This is a genomic window from Streptomyces sp. NPDC025793, from assembly GCF_055558375.1.
In genome coordinates, this window is sequence record NZ_JBVHMR010000003.1 from 167,877 (window position 1) to 190,882 (window position 23,006).

The window sequence follows — 23,006 nt, forward strand, 5'->3', positions numbered from 1 at the left end:
CCCTTTATGACCGAATTGAACAATCAAGAAGGAGGCAGACGACCCGTGGAACACGAGGGACGCATGAGCGAGCCTGACAAGCGAACGTTGCGGCGGGAGCTCCTCACGGTGAGGAACAGGTTGACACCGGATGACGCGGACGCGACAGGGCGCGCGCTGGCGGAGCGCGCCCTGGAGCTGCCCGAACTAACGCGTGCGCGCACGGTGGCGGCGTACGTCTCCGTAGGGAGCGAACCCGGCACGCGGGCGCTGCTGGACGCGCTGCGCGCGCGGGGCGTGCGGGTCCTGCTCCCCGCACTGCTGCCGGACAACGATCTGGACTGGGGCGAGTACACCGGCCCTGACTCCCTCGCGCGGATCCGACATGGCGGAAAGATGGCGCTCTTCGAGCCCGCGGGCGCGCGCCTCGGCCCGGACGCGGTGACGGGCGCCGACGTGGTCCTGCTGCCCGGGCTCGCGGTGGACGCGCGCGGGATGCGCCTGGGGCGGGGCGGAGGGTCGTACGACCGCGTGCTGGCCCGCCTGGAGAGCGCGGGCGTACGACCCCACCTCGTGGTCCTGCTCCACGACACGGAGGTCGTCGCCCACGTCCCGGCGGAGGCGCACGACAAGCCGGTGCACGCGGTGGTGACGCCCTCCGGCGTGCACCGTTTCCGGGGCGCCTGAGCGGGCGCCGCCCTCACGGAAAACGGCCCTCCACGCGTGCGTGGAGGGCCGTTTCGGGTCGCGTGCCGTCAGGTGCTCACGGCTTCAGGGTGAGCGTGTCGCTCGTGCTCTTGTCGACCGCCGTGGCCGAGAACGACCAGGGCAGCAGCTCCCCCTTGGTCCACAGGCTCGTCTGGTCCGTGTAGTGCGCGCTGAAGGCGTGCCCGGAGGCGCCGGTCAGGTTGATCCACTTGGACTTGTCGAAGTCGGCGAGGTTCACGACCATCCGCATCGACGGCACCCAGACGACGCCGTAGCCGCCCGCGGCGTTCCAGCCGGTCGCGTTGACCGTGGCCTCGCCGCCGCTGAGCTTCCAGGGGCCCCTGTTGAGGATGTACTGCAGGACCTGGGGGCCGTCGGTGCCGAGCGTCTGGTTCTTCAGGAACAGGCGGTGCAGCCGGCCCCAGCTCCAGGTGTCGATGTCCTTGCCGAGCTTGGCGGTCAGCTCCCAGCGGGCGTCGATCATCGCGCGGGCGAAGAGCTGGTCCATGTTGTTCGCGGCGGGACGGGTGCCCGACTTGGGCGTCTTCCACCAGTCGCTGTCCGGCTTGTCCATCAGGTTGCGCACGACCTCGAACCAGCGGTCGCCGCCGTCCGGCTGCGCCTGGTCGGCGTCGCGCTCACCGCACTCGCGCACCTTGGTGTTGTCGTCGACCGGACCGGTGCTGTCGATCTTGTCGACCCACAGACACTGACCCTTGACGCGCAGTTCCTTGGGCATCTTGTTGCCGAAGGCGAGCTTGAGGACGTTGCGCCAGACCGAGTTGAAGTACGCGGCCGCCGCGGAGTCGGAGTCCTGGGTGTAGTCCCAGCCCTCCAGCAGCTTCTGCGCCTGGCGCACGTTCTTGTCGTCCAGGTTGATCTTCAGCAGCTTCGGCACCAGGAGCTTGGCGATCTCGCTGCTGTTGTCCAGCTGCATCTGCCGCATGTCGTCGGTCGAGATCTTGCCGCCGTCCTTGATCTTGGACTCGATCAGGTCGGTGATGCGCTGGCTGCGCGTGCCGTAGCCCCAGTCCGTGGTCAGCGTGTACGGGTACTTGCCCTTGTCGACCACGGCCTGGTTGGCGGTGACGATGTAGCCGCGCTTGGGGTTGTACTCGTAGGGGAGCTCGCCCTGCTTGACGAAGCCGGTCCAGCGGTACTTCGACTCCCATCCCGGCGCCGGGACGGAGCCGTCGTCCACCGAGGAGCGCGTGGGGATCTTTCCGGGCAGCGTGTAGCCGATGTTGTTGTTGGTGTCGGCGTAGATGAGGTTCTGGGACGGCACGTCGAACAGGGCGGCGGCCTGGCGGAACTCGCTCCAGCCGGAGGCCCTGTCGAGGGCGAAGACGGCGTCCATGGAGGTGCTCGGGTCGAGCGCGGTCCACCGCAGGGCGACGCCGTAGCCGTCACCGCGGTCGGGCGCGGCGGTGTTGACCGTGGCCTTCCTGCCGACCTGGACGAGTTCGTCGTCCCGGTCGGACAGCAGCGGCATCCCGTCCTGGGTCTGGCGGACGACGATCGTCTTGGACGAGCCGCCGGCGACCTTGATGGTCTCCTCGCGGGTCTGGAAGGGCCGGACCTTGCCGTCGTACAGGTAGCCGTTCGCGGTGACCTTCTCGAGGTAGAGGTCGGTCACGTCGACCCCGGAATTGGTCATGCCCCAGGCGATGTCGGCGTTGTGACCGATTATCACGCCTGGCATGCCGGCGAAGGTGTACCCGCTGACGTCGTACTGGCACTGGGCGGAGACGGTCCGGCAGTGCAGGCCCGTCTGGTACCAGACGGACGGCAGGGACGCCGACAGGTGCGGGTCGTTGGCGAGCAGCGGCTTGCCGGTGATGGTGTACTTCCCGGAGACGACCCAGGAGTTGGAGCCGATGCCCTGGCCGTTCACGCCGACGGCGGTCGGGACGTTGTCCAGGACCTTGTAGAGGCCCCCCAGCTGGCTCGTGAGCGACGATCCCGTCGCGCCCGAGGTGGCGGAGCCGGTCGTACCCGTCGCGCCCGCAGAGGCGCGCGTGGAGCCCGTGCCGGCGCGGGTCGTGCCGGTCGCACCCGTCACGCCTGCGCCCTGGGAGCCGCCCGCGGCGCCGCTCTGCTGGAAGGTCCTGGTCAGCTCGTTGTACTGACCCTCCTGCACGATCGGCTTGTTACGGCTGTAGGGGTACTCGGGGTACAGGTCCTTGATCTGCTGCGGGCCGAGCCGGCTCGCCATCAGCGCGCGGTCGATCTCGTCCTTCATGTTGCCGCGCAGGTCCCAGGCCATCGCCTTGAGCCAGGAGACGGAGTCGACCGGGGTCCACGGCTGCGGCGTGTAGTCGTTGGTGAGGCCCAGCGCCGCGTACTCCAGGGAGATGTCCTTGCCGTCCTTGCCCTGGAGGTAGGCGTTGACACCTTTGGCATACGCGTCGAGGTACTTCTTCGTGGAGGCCGACAGCTTGGTGTCGTACTCCTGCTTGGCGATCCGGTCCCAGCCGAGGGTGCGCAGGAACTCGTCGTTCTTGACCTGGCTCTTGCCGAACATCTCCGACAGGCGCCCGGAGGTCATGTGCCGGCGCACGTCCATCTCGTAGAACCGGTCCTGCGCCTGCACGTAGCCCTGCGCCATGAACAGGTCCGTGTCGGAGGACGCGTAGATCTGCGGGATGCCGTTGCCGTCCCGCTTCACGTCCACCGGCCCGGACAGGCCCTGGAGCGTGAGCGAACCCGTGGTCTGCGGGAAGGAGGCGCGCACGGTGCTGATCGACCAGTACGCCCCGTAGGCGATGCCGCCGATGACGGCCAGGACCAGCACCAGCACGATCAGTCGGGCTCTGCGCCCCTTCTTCCTGCCGGACTTGGCGGGCTTGTCACCCGTTGTGGCGGTGGTATTCGGGGGCATCGCTGTCCTTGCTGTCCTAACGCGAGCGGCAGGTCGGGCTGTGACTTTGAATGAGCGCTGGAGCAACCATAGGCGCAGGGCCCTGTCCCGCTTGACGCGGAGTGGGGAACCAGCGTGTACGAACGTTCGATCTTGCCTCGGTGAGCGTCAAGAAAGCGTCAAGAGTTAGGTAAGGTAACGAAGTACCTGGGTGCGGCGTGCCGCAGCCTCGGATCTTGTGTACGTGTGTCCGCGCGCTTCGCGCGCGGGCCAAGGAAGGGAACCGCCGCTGACTGTCCACCACCTCGACCAGCTCCTGCTCGTCTGCTCCCTGGTCCTGCTCGTCGCCGTCGCGGCCGTCCGGATCTCCTCGCGCAGCGGGCTCCCCAGCCTGCTCGTGTACCTGGGGATCGGCATCCTCATGGGCCAGGACGGCATCGGGCACATCCACTTCAACAGCGCCGCGACGACCCAGGTCATCGGGTACGCGGCCCTGGTCGTGATCCTCGCCGAGGGCGGCCTCGGCACGAAGTGGAAAGAGGTCCGCCCGGTCCTGGCCTCCGCCTCCGTCCTGGCGACCGTCGGCGTGGCCGTCAGCGTGGGCGTCACGGCGGCGGGCGCGCACTATCTGGTCGGGCTGGAGTGGCGCCAGGCGCTCATCATCGGTGCGGTGGTGTCGTCGACGGACGCGGCGGCGGTCTTCTCCGTGCTACGCAGGATTCCTCTCCCCGCGCGCGTGACGGGCACGCTGGAGGCGGAGTCCGGCTTCAACGACGCCCCGGTGGTCATCCTGGTCGTCGCCTTCTCCACGGCGGGACCCGTCGAGCACTGGTACGTCCTGCTGGGCCGGATACTTCTGGAGCTGGCGGTCGGCGCCGCCATAGGGCTCGCGGTGGGCTGGATCGGCTCCTGGGGGCTCAAGCGCGTGGCCCTGCCCGCCTCGGGCCTCTACCCCATCGCCGTGCTGGCCATCGCCGTCACCGCGTACGCCGCCGGCGCCCTGGGGCACGGCAGCGGCTTCCTGGCCGTCTACCTGGCCTCGATGGTGCTCGGCAACGCCAAGCTCCCGCACTGGCCCGCCACGCGCGGCTTCGCCGAGGGGCTCGGCTGGATCGCCCAGATCGGCATGTTCGTCCTGCTCGGCCTGCTGGTCACCCCGCACGAGCTGGGCGACGACGTCTGGCCCGCCCTGGTCATAGGCCTGGCCCTGACCATGGTGGCCCGCCCGCTGAGCGTGATCCTCAGCCTCGCGCCGTTCCGCGTGGCGTGGCAGGAGCAGACGCTCATGTCGTGGGCGGGACTGCGCGGCGCCGTGCCCATCATCCTGGCGACCATCCCGATGGTGAACGGCGTCGCCGGCAGCCGCCGCATCTTCAACATCGTCTTCGTCCTGGTCGTGGTCTACACCCTGGTCCAGGGGCCGACCCTGCCCTGGCTGGCACGCACGCTGCGGCTGGGCGAGAAGGGCGAGGCCGCGGACCTCGGCATCGAGTCCGCGCCTCTGGAGCGGCTGCGCGGACACCTGCTCTCCGTCTCGATCCCCGAGGGCTCCCGGATGCACGGCGTCGAGGTCAACGAACTGCGGCTGCCGGCCGGAGCCGCCGTCACGCTCGTCGTCCGCGATGCAAAATCGTTCGTTCCGCTGCCGACGACCGTGCTGCGCCAGGGCGACGAACTGCTGGTCGTCGCCACCGACCCGGTGCGCGACGCGACGGAACGGCGGCTGCGCGCGGTCGCCCACGGCGGCAAGCTGGCGGGGTGGCTGGGCGTGAGCGGGGCGACCGCCTGGCGGTGAGCGCGGGGTGCACGGGAGCGGGGAAGGCGTGCGTTACGGGTGCGTTTCGTATGATTCACGCCCGCGCCAATCACAGGTGAACAGGCCCGACCGTGCTCGTTTTCACAGGTGCACAAGCCCTTGCTCCCTGTAGTATCAAGGCACCCAGATCGAACCAACTCTGTCTGATGCAGAGCTGGCGCGACCGTATGGCGGCCGGAACGCCCTCCGCAGTGGCACCGGTATCTACCGCAGTTCCGCGCAAGAGGACAGCTCTCGGCGCCCCCGCACGGGCGCGCTACCAGGCGGAAGAAAGGCACGGGCCGTGGAATCCACGGTCACCACCGAGTCGGCGGAGAACCCGCCGGCGTCGTCCCGCCCGGGCTACGGACAGCTGCTGCGCACCCGCGGCGCCTGGACGTTCCTGCTCCCCGGTTTCGCCGCGCGCCAGCCGTTCGCGATGCTCACCCTCTCGATCGTGCTGCTCGTGCAGCACACCACCGGCTCGTACGGTGCGGCGGGCGCCGCAGCGGCCGCGACCGGGGTGTCCATGGCGCTGTTCGCGCCGTACAGCGGCCGTCTCGCCGACCGCTACGGCCAGCGTGCCGTGCTGGTCCCCGGCGTTCTGGTGCACACGCTGTCGGGCCTGACTCTGACGGCGCTCGCGCTGGCGCACGCGCCGCTGTGGGCGCTCTTCCTGGCGGCCGTCCCGACCGGCGCCTCGGTGCCGCAGGTCGGCCCGATGGTGCGGGCGCGCTGGGGCGTGAAGCTCCAGGGTTCGCCCCTGATGACCACCGCGGCGGCGTTCGAGTCGGTCACGGACGAGCTGACCTTCGTCTTCGGTCCGCTGCTGGCGACCGCGCTGTGCACCGCCGTGACGCCCGCGGCGGGCCTGGTCACCGAGGGCGCGCTGACGCTCGTCGGCGGTCTGCTGTTCGCCGCGCAGAGGAGCACGCAGCCGCAGGTCACCGCGGAGACCGGGCACGCGCGCGTGCAGCACGCCTCCGCGCTGCGCGTGCCCGGCGTGCGCGTGCTGGTCGTGACGTTCCTCGGGATCGGTTCCGTCTTCGGCGGCATGCAGGTGTCGCTGGCGGCGTTCACCGAGTCGATCGGCGAGCCCGGCCTGAACGGCGTCCTGTACGGCGTCTTCGCCGCCGGAAACATGCTGTCCGGCATCGTCTGCGGCGCGGTCGCGTGGAAGGTCGCGCCCCGGCACCGCATGGTCGCCGGCTACACGGCGCTCGCGATCACCGCGTGCGCCCTGTGGACGGCACACTCGGTCCTGCTGCTCGCCGGGCTCGGCCTGCTCGTCGGCATGTCCATCGCACCGGCGCTGATCACCGGTTACACGCTGGTCGAGGGCCTGGTGCCGGCCGCTGCCCGCACAGAGGCCTTCACCTGGCTGACCGGCGCGGTCGCGCTCGGGCAGGCGGCCGCCGTCACCGTCGCCGGCCAGCTCGAGGACCGGCTGTGGAACGGTGCCGGATTCCTGGTGCCGGCGGCGGGCACCGTGCTCGCGCTGGTGACCCTGGTGACGCTGCGATCGCGGCTGGTCGCACCCCGGCGGAACGTCACCGTCGCACGTGGCGTCGGTCACCGCGTGCCGGTGACGGTGGACTGATCCCCGGGAATACGTCACTATGGACCGTCGTTAGCACTCATCGAGTGAGAGTGCCAGGAGGAAGACAGTGCCGACCTACCAGTACCAGTGCACCGAGTGCGGCGAGGGCCTCGAGGCGGTGCAGAAGTTCACCGACGACGCCCTGACCGAGTGCCCCAACTGCGGTGGCCGCCTGAAGAAGGTGTTCTCCGCGGTAGGCATCGTCTTCAAGGGCTCCGGCTTCTACCGCAACGACTCCCGCGGCTCCACGTCGAGCAGCAGCCCGGCGTCCAAGCCGTCCGGCTCGTCGTCGAGCACCACGTCGTCGGGCACCACGTCCTCGTCGTCCGACGCGAAGCCGTCCTCCTCCTCGTCGAGCTCCGCCAAGAGCTCCGCCGCCTGACCCGCTCACACCGCACCCTGCCGTCGCGCGACGGCAGGGTTTCCGGCGTTTCCGGGCACCGCCTCCCCCGCTCTTTCACCGACAGCTAGTGTGCTGACCATGGCGAACGCAGAGATCGGTGTAATCGGCGGCTCAGGCTTCTACTCGTTCCTCGAGGACGTGACCGAGGTCCAGGTGGACACCCCCTACGGGCCGCCCAGCGACTCCCTCTTCCTCGGCGAGATCGCCGGCCGGCGGGTCGCCTTCCTGCCCCGGCACGGCCGCGGCCACCACCTTCCGCCGCACCGCATCAACTACCGCGCCAACCTGTGGGCGCTGCGCTCCGTCGGCGCCCGTCAGGTGCTCGGCCCGTGCGCGGTGGGCGGGCTGCGCCCCGAGTACGGCCCCGGCACCCTGCTCGTGCCGGACCAGATGGTGGACCGTACGAAGTCCAGGGCGCAGACGTACTTCGACGGGCTGCCGCTGCCCGACGGCACGGTGCCGAACGTCGTGCACGTCTCCATGGCCGACCCCTACTGCCCCGCCGGACGCGCCGCCGCGCTGAAGGCGGCCCGCGGCCGGAACTGGGAACCGGTGGACGGCGGCACGCTGGTCGTGGTCGAGGGGCCGCGCTTCTCGACGCGTGCCGAATCGTTGTGGCACCAGGCGCAGGGCTGGTCGGTCGTGGGCATGACGGGCCACCCGGAAGCGGCGCTCGCCCGGGAACTGGAGCTGTGCTACACGTCGCTGACCTTGGTCACCGACCTCGACGCGGGCGCCGAGACCGGCGAAGGCGTCTCGCACGAGGAGGTGCTGGAGGTGTTCGCCGCCAACGTGGACCGGTTGCGCGGTGTGCTGTTCGACGCGGTGGCGGCGCTGCCCGGGGCCGGGGAGCGGGACTGCCCGTGCGGGAACGCGCTGGGCGGGATGGACCCGGGCTTCGAACTGCCGTAGGACACCGGCCGATTGCGGGCCGGTTCACGGCCGGACCTGTGGACAAGGCGGCGGAATTCCCCGTTCGGATGGCCGAGTTGTCCACAACCCGTCGGTCTTCCACCGGCTCCGACGGGATTCGGCGTGATGTCCCATCGTGGCATCGCAAGCCGAATTCCTCGTCGCAGGCGGTGGTGTCCCATGCCTTGGTCCTCGTCGTCCCCCTCGTCGCCCCCCGCTCCGTCCTCGCCCCCTCCCGCTCCTCTCCCCTGTCCGCCTCCCATCCGGCTCCCGCGTCCGCTCGGCACGGACGCCCCCGCGACGTGTGAGGTCCCGCAGTTCCCTCCGGTGTGGGTGCGCGGCGGGCGGTATCAGCTGCAACGGCTCGTACGACACCGCAGGCGGGCCATCACGGCCGGCCTCGCGGTGACCGCGGCCGCCCTCGTCGCGGCCGGGCCGCGCACGGCGACCGCACCGCACGGCGCGGAACAGCCCCGCGGTCATCCGGTCACCGCCCCTGTACGGCGGCATGCGCCGGTGGAGGTGGTGACGGCACCCGTGCGGATCGCCGACGCCGCCACGGTCCGGCTGCTACGGCCCGGCGACCGCGTCGACGTGATCGCCGCGGAGGACCCGTCGGCCGGGGGCGTCGCCCGAGTGCTCGCGCGCGGTGTGCGCGTGACCAGGGTTCCGGAGCCTTTGGACGGCGGGGCCGAGAGCGGGGCGCTGGTGGTGCTGTCGGTACCGCGCGCCACGGCGGCCCGGCTCGTCGGCGCGAGCGCCACGGCCCGCCTGGCGGTGACGCTGTGCTGAACCGACTGGGACGATTCTTCGGCGGCTTGCTGTCAAGTCGCTTGATCGAGCGACGGGACTGGACACAATGGCCGCACCGTGCCGTAGGTTGCGGAGCGTTTCGTTCCACAACCTGTGCACGCGAGGAGTGTCCCCGAGGTGAGCGCGAAGAAGGAACCGAGCGTCTGGCAGGGCTTCAAGGCCTTCCTGATGCGCGGCAACGTCGTCGATCTGGCAGTCGCGGTGGTCATCGGCGCGGCCTTCACGAGCATCGTGAACTCGGTCGTGAAGGGAGTCATCAACCCGCTGGTCGGCGCCTTCGGCACCAAGAGCCTGGACAACTACAGCTCCTGCCTGAGCTCCACGTGCGGTGCCGACCACGGCATCCACATCATGTGGGGTTCCGTCCTCGGTGCCACGCTCAACTTCCTGATCACCGCGGCAGTCGTGTACTTCCTGATGGTCCTGCCGATGTCGAAGTACCTGGCCCGGCAGTCGGCGCAGAAGGCCGCGCGGGAGGGCACGAAGGAGGTCATCGAGGTGACCGAGCTGGAGGTGCTCAAGGAGATCCGCGACGCGCTGGTCGCCCAGCGCGGGTCGGGGCACGACGAACGCTAGCGGCGCCGCCGCGCGGGGCTGGGAGGTGGCGGCGGGCTCAGAGGTGGTGGGGCGGCTTCTCGTCGAGGAAGCGCAACAGGTCGGCGGCGCTGTCACCGTCCGTGCGCTCGCCCCATCCGCGGTCGGTGTCGTCCGAGGACTGCTGGTCCAGCGGGTCGTCGAAGACCAGCGCGGGCTTCGGGTCGCGGGGCTCGGATTCGGGGGCGGTGCTCATGCCCCAAGGGTACGGCCCCGCCCCCGGCGGCCAGGGCATTTGTGAATCCGTTCACAAGATTTCGGGGCGGATTTCTGCTGTCCTGGGAGGCATGACGTCGAGTTCCGCTCCGGCGCCCGCCTCCTCGGGCGCACCCCGGCCCCCCGGGCTCCTGCGAAGGCTCACCTCGCGCGGGCGCGACGAAGCGCACCGGGTCGCCTCCCCGCTAGAGCTGTTCTTCGACCTGTGCTTCGTCGTGGCGATCGCGCAGGCGGGCGTACAACTGGTCCACGCCGTCGCCGAAGGGCACGCCGGCGGCGGAATCCTCAACTACGCCATGCAGTTCTTCGCCATCTGGTGGGCCTGGATGAACTTCACCTGGTTCGCCTCGGCGTACGACAACGACGACGCCCTCTACCGGGTCGTCACCCTGGTGCAGATCGCCGGTGTCCTGGTGCTGGCCGCCGGTGTGTCCCAGGCCTTCCAGCGTCACGACTACCTGATGGTCTGGCTCGGCTACCTGATCATGCGGCTGGCGATGGCCGCACAGTGGCTGAGAGCCGCGAGAGCGGCCACCGGCGCGGAGAGAACGATGGCGCTCCGTTACGCGTGCGGTGTGCTGCTGTGCCAGGTCGGCTGGACCGGGCTGGTGGTCCTGCCCGGGCCCGCCCGGCCCTGGGTGTTCCTCGTGATGGCGATCGCGGAGATGTGCGTGCCGCTGTACGCCGAGAAGAGCAGCACGACCTCCTGGCACCCGCATCACATCGCCGAGCGGTACGGCCTGTTCACCATCATCGTGCTCGGCGAGACGATCTCCGCGGCGACGATCGCCGTGAAGTCGGCGGTGAACGAGCACAGCGCGCTGGGCGAGCTGCTGCCGATCGCGGCGGGCGGCCTGCTCATCGTCTTCTCCGCGTGGTGGATCTACTTCGTGGTGCCCATCCACGGTCACCTGCGCTCCAACGGGCAGGCGTTCCTGTGGGGTTACGGCCACTACCTGATCTTCGCGTCGGCCGCGGCGATCGGCGCCGGCCTGGAGGTCGCGGTGGAGCAGGCGGTCGGCAAGACCCACATCTCCACGCTGTCCGCCTCGGCAGCGGTGACCCTGCCCACGGCGCTGTATCTGCTGACCGTCTGGGCGCTGCATTCGCGGCACTTCAAGGTCGGTATCGCCCAGCAGCTGGTGCTGCCGGGCACGGCGCTGCTGGTGATCTGCTGCACCTTCCTGGGCCACTGGGCGGTGCTCGCGGCCGGGCTCGTCTGCGCCGGCGCGGTGGCGACCGGAGTGACGCTGACGGCGCGCATGGCCGGCCGGGAGCGTGCGGCGAGCGCCGGCGCATCGGCCCACTGAGCCCTCGCCGGTGCCCGGGCGGCCACACTTGCCCCCATGACAGTTGACGCATTGACGGACGTCGCCGGGGTGCGGGTGGGACACGCCACCCGCACCGGGGACGGCTGGCTCACCGGCACCACCGTCGTCCTCGCTCCCGAGGGCGGCGCCGTCACCGCCGTGGACGTGCGCGGCGGCGGCCCGGGCACGAAGGAGACCGATGCGCTCGACCCGCGCAACGTGGTGCAGCGGGTCGACGCGATCGTGCTGACCGGGGGCAGTGCCTACGGGCTCGACGCGGCGTCCGGGGTGATGGCCTGGCTGGAGGAGCGCTCGCGCGGAGTGCGGGTGGGGCCGGACCCGGCGCACGTCGTGCCGGTCGTGCCCGCCGCGTGCCTCTTCGACCTGGGGCGCGGGGGAGACTTCCGCGCGCGGCCCGACGCGGCGACGGGCCGCGCGGCGGTGGAGGCCGCGGCGGTGACCGCCCCGGGCTCCCAGGTGCCCGAGGGGTGTGTCGGGGCCGGCGCGGGCGCCGTGGCGGGGCGGCTGAAGGGCGGGGTGGGAACCGCGAGCACGGTGCTCGACTCGGGCGTCACCGTGGCCGCGCTGGCGGTCGTGAACGCCGCGGGTGCCGTGGTGGACACCGGTACGGGGGCGCTGTACGGAGAGTTGTTGCTGCGGGGGCGGGTGGAGTATCCGCAGGAGCACGTGGTGGCGGCCGCGCGCCGACGGCTCGACGAAGCCGCCGCCAGGAACGCGCCGCCCCCGCTCAACACGACGCTGGCGGTGGTCGCGACCGACGCGGACCTCTCCAAGGCGCAGGCGCAGAAGCTGGCGGGGACGGCGCACGACGGCATCGCGCGCGCCGTGCGTCCGGTGCACCTCCTGCACGACGGGGACACGGTGTTCGCGCTGGCGACCGGCGCGCGCCCGCTCGACGGACATCCCCTGGCGCTCAACGACATCCTGGCCGCCGGCGCGGATCTCGTGACGCGCGCGATCGTCCGGGGTGTGCGGGCCGCCGAGTCGGTCGACGGGCCGGGCGGAGTGTGGCCGTCGTACGGGGAGTTGTACGAGGAGCGGTAGGGGCGGTGCGGGGGTCCGGCGGGGCCGGATTGTCGCGGTTCTGTCACGTGATGGCGTTCAGGGGAGCCGGCGGGAACCTACCCGTGTGCCGGAGCACTCTTTCTTCACGCACTGGAACGGATCACGCACATCACATGAACCTGGAGCAGCCCGTGACAACGCCGGACATTGCAGCGCGGCGCGTACTGGGGGCCTGTGCCGCCCTGATGGTCGGCACCCTCACCCTGACCGCCTGTGGTGGCAGCGCCAACGCCACCGACGACAAGGGCGGCAAGGACTCCCCCAAGACGTCCACCGCGAAGATCATGATCTCGGCGAAGGACGGTTCGACCAGCGCGTCCGTCAACGCGACCGGCGTGAAGGTCAGCGACGGCAAGCTGACGGACGTGAAGATGACCGTGTCGGGGACCGGGCAGACCGTGGCCGGGGCGATATCGGCGGACGGCAGCACCTGGAAGCCGAAGGAGCAGCTGGACCGCGGGACGAAGTACCAGATCGCCGCGACCGCGAAGGACGCGAACGGGCGTACCGCGGCGGCCAATTCCATCTTCACCACCGTCACCTCGGCGAACAGCTTCATCGGCACCTACACGCCGGACGACGGCAGCACGGTCGGAGTGGGCATGCCGGTGTCGTTCACCTTCGACAAGGCGATCACCGACAAGAAGGCCGTGCAGTCGCACATCACGGTCAACTCCAGCAGTGGTCAGCAGGTGGTCGGGCACTGGTTCGGGAACCAGCGCCTGGACTTCCGGCCGCAGGAGTACTGGAAGGCCGGCTCCAAGGTCACGATGAAGATCGACCTGGACGGGGTCCAGGGCGCGAACGGTGTCTACGGGGTACAGAAGAAGACCGTCACCTTCACGGTCGGGCGCGCGCAGGTGTCCACGGTCGACGCCGGCTCGCAGACGATGACGGTCGTGCGGGACGGCCGGACGATCAAGTCGGTGCCGATCTCCGCGGGCAGCGCGGAGCACACGACGTACAACGGGCAGATGGTGATCGCCGAGAAGTTCGTGCAGACCCGCATGAACGGCTCGACGGTCGGCTTCGGCGGGGAGTACGACATCCCGGACGTGCCGCACGCGATGCGGCTGACCTCGTCGGGGACGTTCATCCACGGCAACTACTGGTACAACAAGGGCAACCCGCCCTTCGGGCGCTCGGGCACCAGCCACGGCTGTGTCGGGCTCGCGGACGTGCAGGGGGCGCAGGGTGACACTCAGGCCAAGTGGTTCTTCGACAACTCGCTCGTCGGGGACGTCGTGATCGTGAAGAACTCCCCGGACACGACGGTCGCCCCGGACAACGGGCTGAACGGCTGGAACATGTCGTGGAGCGCCTGGACCGCCGGAAGTGCCGTCTGAGCGGCGACTTTTGACGTGATGTGGGGCCGCGCGGGAACTTCTCGCGCGGCCCGCGCGTTTTCCCGGCGTACGTTTTCTCGGTTCCCGGACATGATGTCCGATCGAGGGGCTACGGTATGCACCCACAAGGTGACATGCAGCAACGCCGGGAGATGTCTTGAGCGTTCCGTACGAGACGGCAGCGTACGAACCAGCCGAGTCGCCCGAGTCTCCGGAGGAGCATCTCGCGCGACTCCTCGGCCGTGCCCTGAACTCCTTCGAGCTGCCCGACGACGTGATACGGCAGCTCGACTGTGCGCTGGCGCACGACAGTTCGCTGCACTCCGCGTACCACAGCGCGGGGCTGCACCGGGAGACGTACCGGCACACCTGGCTGCTCGCCGACGGCTCGACGGTCACGCTGTGGGAGCTCGTCCACAACCCCGCGCCGGGCAGCGCACCGGAACACGAGGTGTACGTCGACGACGAGGAGCTGCAGACGGCCACGGCCCGGCTCGGGCTGCCGCCGGACGCGCCGGAGTTCGAGCTGCCCGCGCCGATGCGGCTGTGGGCGATTCCCGAGCCCCGGCATGTGTTCGCCTCCGACGACTCGGCGGACCACGCGCGCCGGCTGCTGCGCCGCGCGGAGAATCCGGACCGGCCCGGCGCGCAGACGGCGGCGCTGCTGGCGACGGCGACGGCTCACGAGATCACGCAGGCGTTCGGGCGCCCGGGGCGGGCCGGACGCGTGGGGTTGAGCTACGCGCTGTACGAGCACGCGTTCCTGCTGCCGGACGAGAGCGAGATCTCCCTGTGGGAGGTCGAGCACACGGCGACGCCCGACGGACGGCACATGTGCGAGGTCTACATGTCGGAGGACGAGGCGCGGGACGCCATGGAGCGGCGGGCGGCGCGGCACGGGTAGCGCACCAGGGGTCGTACGCCGGGGGTAGCGCACGCGGTGCGCGCGCACGGTCGGCGTGGGCGCCTTGTGCCGTCAGCCGTCGGCGAGTTGCCGTGCCAAGCCCGCGAACGCGTCCTGTTCGGCGGGGGTCAGCTCGACGGACTCCAGCTCGGGGCCGACCCGGGTCTGGCGCGGCAGGGCCGGCAGCGGGCTCGTGGTGCGCCGGACGGGGGACCGCAGGTCGGCGCGATCCAGCAGGCGCAGCAGGGTGACGGCCCAGACGACGGCCGCCACGGCGAGGACGGCCACGCCGATCAGCTGGAGAGTCGGGACGTGCTCAGGCATGCGCCCAGTACACACCACGGTCCGGGACTTTGATCCCGGACCGTGACGTATCTCGCAGGTGCCGTGAACAACTCACAGCGAACTAAAGGGACAAGGTGCGGGGCGGGTGGCGCGGCCGGCGGTCAGGCCGCCACCGGCTGCTTGGTGCCCTTCGCGGTCGTGGTGTTCGCGGCGGGGCCGCCTGGCGTGGACTCGGGGGTCTGCTTGCGCATGCCCTTGAGGAGGACGACCAGGGCCGTGGTGGCGCAGACGCCGGCCGCGATGGCGACCAGGTACAGGAACGGGTTGCCGATCAGCGGGACCACGAAGATGCCGCCGTGGGGGGCGCGCAGGGTGGCACCGAAGGCCATCGACAGGGCGCCGGTGAGCGCGCCGCCCACCATCGAGGACGGGATGACCCGCAGCGGGTCGGCCGCGGCGAACGGGATCGCGCCCTCGGAGATGAAGGAGGCGCCCAGGACCCAGGCGGCCTTGCCGTTCTCGCGCTCGGTCTGGGTGAAGAGCCTGCCGCGCACGGTGGTGGCGAGGGCCATCGCGAGCGGCGGGACCATGCCGGCCGCCATCACCGCTGCCATGATCTTCATCGCGGAGTCGCTGGGGTTGGCGACCGCGATGCCGGCGGTGGCGAAGGTGTAGGCGACCTTGTTGACCGGGCCGCCCAGGTCGAAGCACATCATCAGGCCGAGCAGGGCGCCGAGCAGGACGGCGTTGGTGCCGGTGAGGCCGTTCAGCCAGTCGGTGAGGCCCTTCTGGGCGGATGCGATGGGCTTGCCGATCACGACGAACATCAGGAATCCGACGAGCGCCGAGGAGATCAGCGGAATCACCACCACCGGCATGATGCCGCGCAACGCCGCCGGGATCCGCACCTTCTGGATCGCCAGCACCACGCCACCGGCGATCAGACCGGCCGCCAGGCCGCCGAGGAAGCCCGCGTTGATGGTCAGTGAGATCGCGCCGCCGACGAAGCCGGGCACCAGGCCGGGCCGGTCGGCCATGCCGTAGGCGATGTAGCCGGCCAGGACCGGGACCAGGAAGCCGAAGGCCACGGCGCCGATCTGGAAGAGCAGCGCGCCCCAGCTGTCGGCCTGGGTCCACACGAAGTGGTCCATCACCGACGGCGCCTTGTTGATCTTGTAGCCGCCGATCGCGAAGCCCAGGGCGATGAGGAGGCCGCCCGCGGCGACGAACGGGACCATGTAGCTGACGCCGGACATCAGCCACTTGCGGAGCTTGGTGCCGTAGCCCTCGGTGAAGTCGCCCGCGCGCTCGACCGGCGTGCCGCCGGACGCGGACGCCGGGGCGCTCGTCTCGCCGCGCGCCGCCTTCTCGCGCACCTCGCCGATGAGTTCGGCGGGGCGGTTGATGCCGGCCTTCACACCGACGTCGACGGTCGGCTTGCCGGCGAAGCGGTCCTTGTCGCGTACCGGGACGTCGTGCGCGAAGATCACGCCGTCCGCCGCCGCGATCGCCTCGGGGTCGAGCCGGGTGAAGCCGGCCGAGCCCTGCGTCTCGACGACCAGTTCGACGCCCGCCTCGCGACCGGCGTTCTCCAGGGACTCGGCCGCCATGTAGGTGTGGGCGATACCGGTCGGGCAGGAGGTGACGGCGACGATACGGAAGGGCCGCTCGCCCGAGTCCGGGGCGGACGCGCTCTGCGCCCGCGCCGTCGTGGTGACCGCTGCGGCGCCGGCGGAGGCCGCCACCGGCGTCGCAGCGGTGTCCTTGGGGGCGCTCACGGCGCCCTCAGTAGCGCCCGGGGCCACCTTCGCGCCCCCACCAGCGCCTTCGTCGACTCCGGTGCCACCGGCGCCCTCGCCGGCCTCCGCGCCCTCGGCCGCACCCGCGCTCCCGGCGCTCACCGCGCGCTCCGCGCCTGCCGCACCGTCCGCGCCCTGCCCCGAAGTCTCCGCCGTCTGCGCAGCCGACGGCTTCTCGTCCCCGCGGATCAGTGCCGCCGCCGTCTCCGCGTCCGACGCCGCCCGCAGCGCCGAGGTGAACTCGGCGTTCATCAGCTGGCGGGCCAGGGAGGAGAGGATCGTGAGGTGGGCGTCGTCCGCGCCGGCGGGGGCCGCGATCAGGAAGATCAGGTCGGCCGGACCGTCCGGGGCGCCGAAGTCGATACCGGCGGCGCTGCGGCCGAAGGCGAGGGTCGGCTCGGTGACATGGGCGCTGCGACAGTGCGGGATGCCGATGCCGCCGTCGAGGCCGGTCGGCATCTGGGCCTCGCGGGCGGCCACGTCGGCGAGGAAGCCCTCCAGGTCGGTCACCCGGCCCTGGGCCACCATGCGCTCAGCGAGGGCACGGGCCGCCGCTTCCTTGGTGTCGGCGGACAGGTCGAGGTCGACCAGGTCCGCGGTGATCATGTCGCTCATCGCGGGCTCCTATGCACGCGTATCGCCCGGGGGGAGGGGTGGGCGGAAAGGGGGACGGGGGTGCGGTGGGGGCATGGGATCGGGCGGGAGGCGGGGCCGGGGAAACCCCGCCTCCCGGGGGTGGCACCGTGGCTCGGCCGGTGGTGCCGCCCGGTGACCGCGGCGAGTAACGGGGAGTCCCGCCGCTTCGGGGCCGGTGGGATGCGTGCGCCCGGGGGTGTCGGTCGGGGGCGCGCGCCAAGGTGCCGAGTGCCGGGGCGTCCGCCACAGAGCGCGAGCCGGGTCATGACACCGGCTCCGTCAGTTCGCGGTCGAGCGGGATCTCGGCCGTGACGGTCACCGCCGCCGGGTCCAGGTCGGCGGGCGTCGGCATCACGCTGCCGGGGAGCTGGACGGCGGCGGCGCCGTGGGCGACGGCGGAGGCGAGGGCCTCGGGGCCGCTGCCGCCTGCGATCAGGAAGCCGGCGAGGGAGGAGTCGCCGGCGCCGACATTGCTGCGGACCGCGTCCACGCGCGCGTGGGCGAACCACGCGCCCGTGTCCTCCACGAGGAGCTGCCCGTCGGCACCCAGGCTCGCGAGCACGGCGCGCGCGCCCATGCCGCGCAGCTCCTCGGCCGCCTTCAGCGCGTCGCCCACGGTGGCCAGGGGGCGCTCGACGGCTTGCGCGAGCTCCTCGGCGTTCGGCTTCACCACGTCGGGCCGCGCGCGCAGCGCCTCCAGCAGCGCACGCCCCGAGGTGTCCAGGGCGATGCGCGCGCCCCCAGCGTGAGCCCGCGTGACGACATCGGCGTACCACGAGGGCGCCAGCCCCCGGGGCAGGCTGCCGCAGCACGCGATCCAGTCGGCGTCGCGCGACTGGTCCCGCACGGTGTCCAGGAGCAGTTCCTGCTCCGAGGGCGACAGCTCGGGCCCCGGCGCGTTGATCTTGGTGAGCACCCCGTCGGTCTCCGCGAGCGCGATGTTGGAGCGGGTGGCTCCGGCGACCGGGACCGGCGCGACCTCGATGCCCTGCGCGTCGAGCAGATCGGCGACGAGCGCCCCCGGCGCACCACCCAGGGGCAGGACGGCGACCGTGCGCTGTCCGGCGGCCGCCACGGCGCGCGAGACGTTCACGCCCTTGCCGCCCGGGTCCATGCGCTCGCCGGTGGCGCGGATGACCTCGCCGCGCTCCAGGGTGGGGACCTCGTAGGTGCGGTCGAGGGAGGGGTTGGGGGTGACGGTGAGGATCATGCGCGCACTACTTCCGTGCCGCCGCGCTCGATGGCGGCGGTGTCCTCGGGGCTCAGCCCGCTGTCGGTGATCAGCAGGTCCACGTCGCTCAGGTCGGCGAAGCGCGCGAAGTGCTCCTGGCCGTGCTTGGCGGAGTCGGCCAGGAGCACCACGCGGCGGGCGGCGGCGACCGCGGCCCGCTTCACCGCGGCCTCCGCGAGGTCGGGGGTGGTCAGGCCGTGCTCGGCGGAGAAGCCGTTGGCCGCCACGAAGAGCACGTCCGCCCGGATCTCGCCGTACGCGCGCAGCGCCCAGGCGTCCACGGCGGCGCGCGTACGGTGCCGTACGCGCCCCCCGACGAGGTGGAGCTGGATGCCGGGGTGGTCCGCGAGGCGGGCCGCGATCGGCAGGCTGTGCGTGACGACGGTGAGCGAGGACTCCAGCGGGATGGCGGCAGCCAGCCGCGCCACCGTCGTACCGGCGTCGAGGATCATCGTGCCCTCGGTCGGCAGTTCCGTGAGGGCCGCCTTGGCGATGCGGTCCTTCTCGTCGGCGGAGGTACCCTCGCGTTCGGCGAGGTCCGGTTCGAAGTCGAGGCGGCCGGCGGGGATGGCGCCGCCGTGGACGCGGCGGACCAGTCCGGCGCGGTCGAGGGCCTTCAGATCGCGGCGGATCGTCTCCGCCGTGACCTGGAACTCCTCGGCGAGCGACAGCACGTCCACCCGGCCGCCGTCACGGGCGAGCCGGAGGATCTCCTGCTGCCGTTCCGGTGCGTACATCCCGCTCGCCTCCGCCTCGATGTCCGTTCACTTCCGAGTAATGCCCGAACGTGTGGTTTCACTGCGAGGCTACGCGCGGCTTTCCGGAATGTAAACAGGTTCGGACTTCACTCGGGCACGAACGGGCTTCCGGCCCACACGGTGGGGCTCACGCAGGGGCTCGCACAACCGGGCCCGGCGGACACCGCGAGGGCCCGGCACCTGGTCGGTGCCGGGCCCTTCGTCGTACGGGTCAGGACATCTCCCCGCCCGGTCACGACACCAGCTCGGGTTCCTTCTCCGGCGCGGACAGTTCGTCGCCCTCCGCGTCCTGCGCGCCCTCCACGTGCTGCGCCGGCCGTTTCGGCAGGGCGGACATCAGCAGGAAGATCGCGCCCATGATCCCGGCGACCCACCACAGCGCGTACTGGAAGGCGTGTACGAAGGCCGGGCCGACCTGGGCGGGGGCCAGCCGGTCGCCGATCCGTCCGAAGAAGACGACCGACACGAGCCCCAGCCCGAGCGCGTTGCCCATCTGCTGCACGGTGTTGATCAGCCCCGACGCGGAACCGGCGTGCTCACGCGGCACCTCCGAGAGCACCGCGTCCGTCAGCGGGGCGACGATCAGCCCCATGCCGGCGCCCATCACGACCAGCGGCAGGGCCATCTGCCAGGAGTCGATGGCGAGGCCGTACCGGTGGGCCTCCCACAGGTAGAGCAGCACGCCCGCGCCCATCACGAGCGCGCCCGCCTGGAGCACCTTGCGGCCGAAGCGCGGGACCAGCTTCTGCACCGACATCCCGGCGGCCACGGACACCGCGATCGAGAAGGGCACCCCCGTCAGCCCGGCCCGCAGCGGGCTCCAGCCCAGGCCGATCTGCATGTACAGCGTCCAGACCAGGAAGAAGATGCCGAGCGCGACACCGAAGACGGTCTGTACGGCGATGCCCGCGGCGAAGCTCTTCACCCGAAAGAGGGACAGTTCGATGAGCGGGGAACCGTCCCGAACAGCCTTCCGTTTTTCGTACGACAGCAGGGCGGCGAAGACGACGAGGGCGCCGGCCATGCAGAGGTACCCCCACAGCGGCCAGCCCAGCTCCCGGCCGCGGGTGAGCGGGTAGAGCAGCATCAGCAGGCCCAGCGAGACCAGGGTGACACCGACGAGGTCCAGCTTCAGCGCCTTCGGTGCCCTGGACTCGGTGATGAAGCGGCGGCCGAGGAGGAAGGCCGCGATACCGACGGGGAGGTTGATGAGGAAGATGGGCCGCCATGCGAGGCCGAAGAGGTTCCATTCCGTCAGCAGCGCGCCGAGCAGCGGTCCGGAGACCGCGCCCAGGCCGACGACGGCGCCGAACAGACCGAAGACCTTGCCGCGTTCATGGGCCGGGAAGGTGGCGTGCACGATCGACAGCACCTGAGGCACCATCATCGCCGCCATGCTGCCCTGAAGGATGCGGGAGGCGACCAGCATCTCGGGGTTCACGGCGAAACCACACAGCGCGGAGGCGAGCGTGAAGCCTCCGATGCCGATGAGGAACAGCCGCCTGCGGCCGTGGATGTCGCCGAGCCGGCCGCCGGTGATCAGGGCCGCGGCGAAGGCGAGGGCGTAGCCCGCGGTTATCCACTGGATCTGGCTGACGGACGCGTCGGCGTCCCGCTGGATGGACGGGATGGCGATGTTGACGATCGTCACGTCCACCAGGTCCATGAAGGCCGCCGTCATGACGATGGCCAGGGCGAACCAGCGGCGCCGGTCGCCCGGGGCCGGCGCGTCGTCCGGGGACGGCCGAGAGGTGAGGGTCTGTTCCGAGGAGGTCATGTCCGCAAAGTTAGGAGCCCATTAGGTCAGATCGTGTCCTAGTCGTACGGCATTCTCGTCCGTATGACTACCGACACACCGGCTCGGCTGCTGCAGTTGCTCTCACTCCTCCAGACCCCGCGCGAGTGGCCCGGCGGGGAACTGGCCGATCGGCTCCGGGTGTCGCGCCGTACCGTGCGGCGGGACATCGACCGGCTGCGGGAGCTGGGCTATCCGGTGCAGGCGACGAAGGGCGCGGACGGCGGGTACCGGCTGGTCGCGGGCAAGGCGATGCCGCCGCTGGTGCTGGACGACGAGGAGGCGGTGGCGATCGCGGTGGGGCTGCGGGCCGGCGCCGGGCACGCGGTGGCGGGCGTGGACGAGGCGTCGGTGCGGGCCCTGGCCAAGCTGGAGCAGGTGCTGCCCTCCCGGCTGCGTCACCGGGTGTCCACGTTGCAGGCCGCGACCACACCGCTGACCAGCGGGGACGGCGCGAGCATCGCGCCGGAGACGCTGACCGTGATGGCGTCGACGGTCGCGGGACACGAGCGACTGCGGTTCGCCTACCGCGACAAGGAGGGCGGCGAGACACGGCGGCTGACCGAGCCGCACCGGCTGGTGTCGACAGGAAGGAGGTGGTACCTGGTCGCCTATGACCTCGACCGGGCGGACTGGCGCACGTTCCGGGTGGACCGGGTGAGCGAGCCGTTCGCGACCGGAGTGCGGTTCGCACCACGGGAGTTGCCGGCGGGGGACGCGGCCGAGTATCTGCGGCAGTCCATCAACCGACGGCAGGAGACGTACGAGTTCGCGGTGCGCTTCGCCGCGCCCGCCGGGCAGGTCGCCGCGCGGGTGCCGGCCTGGCTCGGGGAGCCGGAGGACGACGGGAACGACGGCTGTGTCCTGCGGGGCACCTCCGGTGATCCCGTGGAGTGGCTGGCGGTACGGCTCGCGATGGCCGGATTCGAGTTCACCGTACGGGGGCCCGGGGAACTGGCCGAGTGCGTACGGGAGTTGGGCGGGCGACTGAGCCGGGCGGGACGGGCAGAGGGTGGGCGGGGGGAGGGGGAGGGCGGGGCCTGAGGAACCTGATCCCGGGTCCCCGCGATCCTGACCGCGCCCACCTCCTGCACTGGCACCCGGGCGCGTCCGGCATCGGTTCTCGGCACCGGTCCCCGGCACCGGCGCCTGATCCCCCTCCCCCGGTTCCCCCCCGGTGCCGGTCACCAGCCCGTTCCCCGTCGGGCGGACTAGGGGGTGTCGTTCGGCTCATCCCTCGGGCGCGGGCCCTGGTCCTGCCCGCCCCAGTCGAATCCCCTCAGTGCTCGGAGGTTGTGCAGTGCCAGGGCCGCCGGGCCCTCGGGGCCGGTCGCCGGGGCGGAGGTGGCGGCCCAGGACTCCACGGCCACGCGGACGGCCGCGCCGGCGACTGCGGCGGTGAAACGGAGGGGAGGGGTGACGGTGGCGGGTCCGCCGGGTGCCGGGCGCGTCGCGAGGATCTCGCCCAGGGTCGTCTCCGAGGCCTGGCACACCTCGGCCCAGACCTTGCGCAGGGCGGGGCTGCTGTCGGCCAGCCGGATCAGGGTGCGGACCCACTCCCAGGAGGCCGCCGAGACCCCGGCACCGGGGGTGAGGGTGTGGCGGACGGCGTGTTCCAGCGCCTGCGGGACGCCGAGGTGGGCCGGAGCCGCGCGGACCGCTTCCGCCCAGCGCTGGGCGCCGGCGGCGTAGAGCGGGGCGACCGCTTCCTCCTTGGTGGCGAAGTAGCGGTAGAAGGTGCGGGGTGCGATGCCCGCGGCCTGCGCGATGTCCTCGGCGCGGGTCGCCCGCAGGCCCTGCCGGACGAACAGCGCGCCCGCCGCCCGGGCGATCTCCATCCGGGTCTCGGCCTTCCGGCGCTCGGTCAACGAGACCGGTGCGGAGGCGGAAAACTGCTGGTGGGAGGGGCTGGGGGTGGTGCTCATTCCGGCAGGCTATGCCCATGTGGCAGAATCTGCCATCCGCGCGGTCCACCC

20 protein-coding genes are annotated in these 23,006 nt (G+C 71.5%); 12 read left to right on the top strand and 8 right to left on the bottom strand.

All coding sequences use genetic code 11. The annotated features are described in order from the left end of the window. The first annotated feature begins 63 nt into the window (after positions 1 to 63). The gene (locus tag ACZ4MF_RS08190; RefSeq protein ID WP_467490944.1) at positions 64 to 666 is read left to right on the top strand and encodes a 5-formyltetrahydrofolate cyclo-ligase; all 603 of its coding nucleotides are present in this window, start codon (positions 64 to 66) and stop codon (positions 664 to 666) included. Positions 667 to 742: 76 nt separating this feature from the next. On the opposite strand, the gene ACZ4MF_RS08195 is transcribed toward ACZ4MF_RS08190, so the two are convergent. Continuing rightward, positions 743 to 3,568 carry a penicillin acylase family protein gene (locus ACZ4MF_RS08195; protein WP_467490946.1) on the bottom strand — a complete coding sequence of 942 codons (2,826 nt, stop codon included), beginning with the start codon at positions 3,566 to 3,568 and terminating at the stop codon, positions 743 to 745. Positions 3,569 to 3,791: 223 nt separating this feature from the next. Between ACZ4MF_RS08195 and ACZ4MF_RS08200 the strand changes: the two genes are divergently transcribed. From ACZ4MF_RS08200 to mscL, 6 genes are all read left to right on the top strand, one after another. Beyond that, positions 3,792 to 5,342, top strand: a complete 1,551-nt coding sequence (locus tag ACZ4MF_RS08200) for a potassium/proton antiporter (protein ID WP_467490948.1) — start codon at positions 3,792 to 3,794, stop codon at positions 5,340 to 5,342. A 304-nt stretch (positions 5,343 to 5,646) separates the two neighbouring features. Continuing rightward, a complete protein-coding gene (locus tag ACZ4MF_RS08205) occupies positions 5,647 to 6,942 on the top strand; it encodes an MFS transporter (protein WP_467490950.1) in 1,296 nt (431 codons plus the stop codon). A gap of 67 nt (positions 6,943 to 7,009) precedes the next feature. Then, a complete protein-coding gene (locus tag ACZ4MF_RS08210) occupies positions 7,010 to 7,324 on the top strand; it encodes an FmdB family zinc ribbon protein (RefSeq protein ID WP_356036925.1) in 315 nt (104 codons plus the stop codon). A 99-nt stretch (positions 7,325 to 7,423) separates the two neighbouring features. After that, positions 7,424 to 8,257: an S-methyl-5'-thioadenosine phosphorylase gene (locus tag ACZ4MF_RS08215; protein WP_467490952.1), complete on the top strand. Its 834-nt coding sequence runs from the start codon at positions 7,424 to 7,426 to the stop codon at positions 8,255 to 8,257. A gap of 180 nt (positions 8,258 to 8,437) precedes the next feature. Beyond that, entirely contained in the window at positions 8,438 to 9,049 is a 612-nt protein-coding gene (locus ACZ4MF_RS08220; protein WP_467490954.1) for a hypothetical protein, read from the top strand. Positions 9,050 to 9,187: 138 nt separating this feature from the next. Next, the gene (mscL, locus tag ACZ4MF_RS08225) at positions 9,188 to 9,646 is read left to right on the top strand and encodes a large conductance mechanosensitive channel protein MscL (RefSeq protein ID WP_467490956.1); all 459 of its coding nucleotides are present in this window, start codon (positions 9,188 to 9,190) and stop codon (positions 9,644 to 9,646) included. 37 nt (positions 9,647 to 9,683) lie between these two features. Here the strand turns inward: mscL and ACZ4MF_RS08230 are convergent, their stop codons facing one another. Beyond that, positions 9,684 to 9,860, bottom strand: a complete 177-nt coding sequence (locus tag ACZ4MF_RS08230; RefSeq protein WP_376287371.1) for a hypothetical protein — start codon at positions 9,858 to 9,860, stop codon at positions 9,684 to 9,686. A 91-nt stretch (positions 9,861 to 9,951) separates the two neighbouring features. On the opposite strand from ACZ4MF_RS08230, the gene ACZ4MF_RS08235 reads away from it, so the two are divergent. The 4 genes from ACZ4MF_RS08235 to ACZ4MF_RS08250 all read left to right on the top strand — a co-directional run bounded on the left by ACZ4MF_RS08235 (position 9,952) and on the right by ACZ4MF_RS08250 (position 14,526). Beyond that, entirely contained in the window at positions 9,952 to 11,190 is a 1,239-nt protein-coding gene (locus ACZ4MF_RS08235) for a low temperature requirement protein A (protein WP_467490959.1), read from the top strand. Between the two features lie 36 nt (positions 11,191 to 11,226). Next, positions 11,227 to 12,255, top strand: coding sequence for a P1 family peptidase (locus ACZ4MF_RS08240; RefSeq protein ID WP_467490961.1), 1,029 nt, complete (start codon positions 11,227 to 11,229; stop codon positions 12,253 to 12,255). A gap of 152 nt (positions 12,256 to 12,407) precedes the next feature. Further along, positions 12,408 to 13,622 (top strand): L,D-transpeptidase, encoded by a 1,215-nt coding sequence (locus ACZ4MF_RS08245; protein ID WP_467491563.1) that lies wholly within the window; start codon positions 12,408 to 12,410, stop codon positions 13,620 to 13,622. A 157-nt stretch (positions 13,623 to 13,779) separates the two neighbouring features. Next, a complete protein-coding gene (locus tag ACZ4MF_RS08250) occupies positions 13,780 to 14,526 on the top strand; it encodes a DUF6227 family protein (protein WP_467490963.1) in 747 nt (248 codons plus the stop codon). A 72-nt stretch (positions 14,527 to 14,598) separates the two neighbouring features. Here ACZ4MF_RS08250 and ACZ4MF_RS08255 read toward each other — a convergent pair whose 3' ends face one another. The 5 genes from ACZ4MF_RS08255 to ACZ4MF_RS08275 form a co-directional block, all read right to left on the bottom strand. Next, positions 14,599 to 14,850 (bottom strand): hypothetical protein, encoded by a 252-nt coding sequence (locus ACZ4MF_RS08255; protein WP_467490965.1) that lies wholly within the window; start codon positions 14,848 to 14,850, stop codon positions 14,599 to 14,601. A 122-nt stretch (positions 14,851 to 14,972) separates the two neighbouring features. Beyond that, a complete protein-coding gene (locus ACZ4MF_RS08260) occupies positions 14,973 to 17,225 on the bottom strand; it encodes a PTS fructose transporter subunit IIABC (protein ID WP_467490967.1) in 2,253 nt (750 codons plus the stop codon). 283 nt (positions 17,226 to 17,508) lie between these two features. Then, positions 17,509 to 18,456 carry a 1-phosphofructokinase gene (gene pfkB / locus ACZ4MF_RS08265; RefSeq protein ID WP_467490969.1) on the bottom strand — a complete coding sequence of 316 codons (948 nt, stop codon included), beginning with the start codon at positions 18,454 to 18,456 and terminating at the stop codon, positions 17,509 to 17,511. Beyond that, the gene (locus ACZ4MF_RS08270; protein WP_071377144.1) at positions 18,453 to 19,214 is read right to left on the bottom strand and encodes a DeoR/GlpR family DNA-binding transcription regulator; all 762 of its coding nucleotides are present in this window, start codon (positions 19,212 to 19,214) and stop codon (positions 18,453 to 18,455) included. The genes pfkB and ACZ4MF_RS08270 overlap by 4 nt, the downstream gene beginning before the upstream one ends. Positions 19,215 to 19,467: 253 nt before the next feature. Further along, on the bottom strand, positions 19,468 to 21,012 hold the full coding sequence (locus ACZ4MF_RS08275) for an MFS transporter (protein ID WP_467490971.1): 1,545 nt from the start codon (positions 21,010 to 21,012) through the stop codon (positions 19,468 to 19,470). A 63-nt stretch (positions 21,013 to 21,075) separates the two neighbouring features. Between ACZ4MF_RS08275 and ACZ4MF_RS08280 the strand changes: the two genes are divergently transcribed. Further along, positions 21,076 to 22,074, top strand: a complete 999-nt coding sequence (locus ACZ4MF_RS08280; RefSeq protein ID WP_467490973.1) for a helix-turn-helix transcriptional regulator — start codon at positions 21,076 to 21,078, stop codon at positions 22,072 to 22,074. 167 nt (positions 22,075 to 22,241) lie between these two features. Here ACZ4MF_RS08280 and ACZ4MF_RS08285 read toward each other — a convergent pair whose 3' ends face one another. Then, positions 22,242 to 22,868 carry a TetR/AcrR family transcriptional regulator gene (locus ACZ4MF_RS08285; RefSeq protein ID WP_467491564.1) on the bottom strand — a complete coding sequence of 209 codons (627 nt, stop codon included), beginning with the start codon at positions 22,866 to 22,868 and terminating at the stop codon, positions 22,242 to 22,244. Positions 22,869 to 23,006 lie beyond the last annotated feature (138 nt).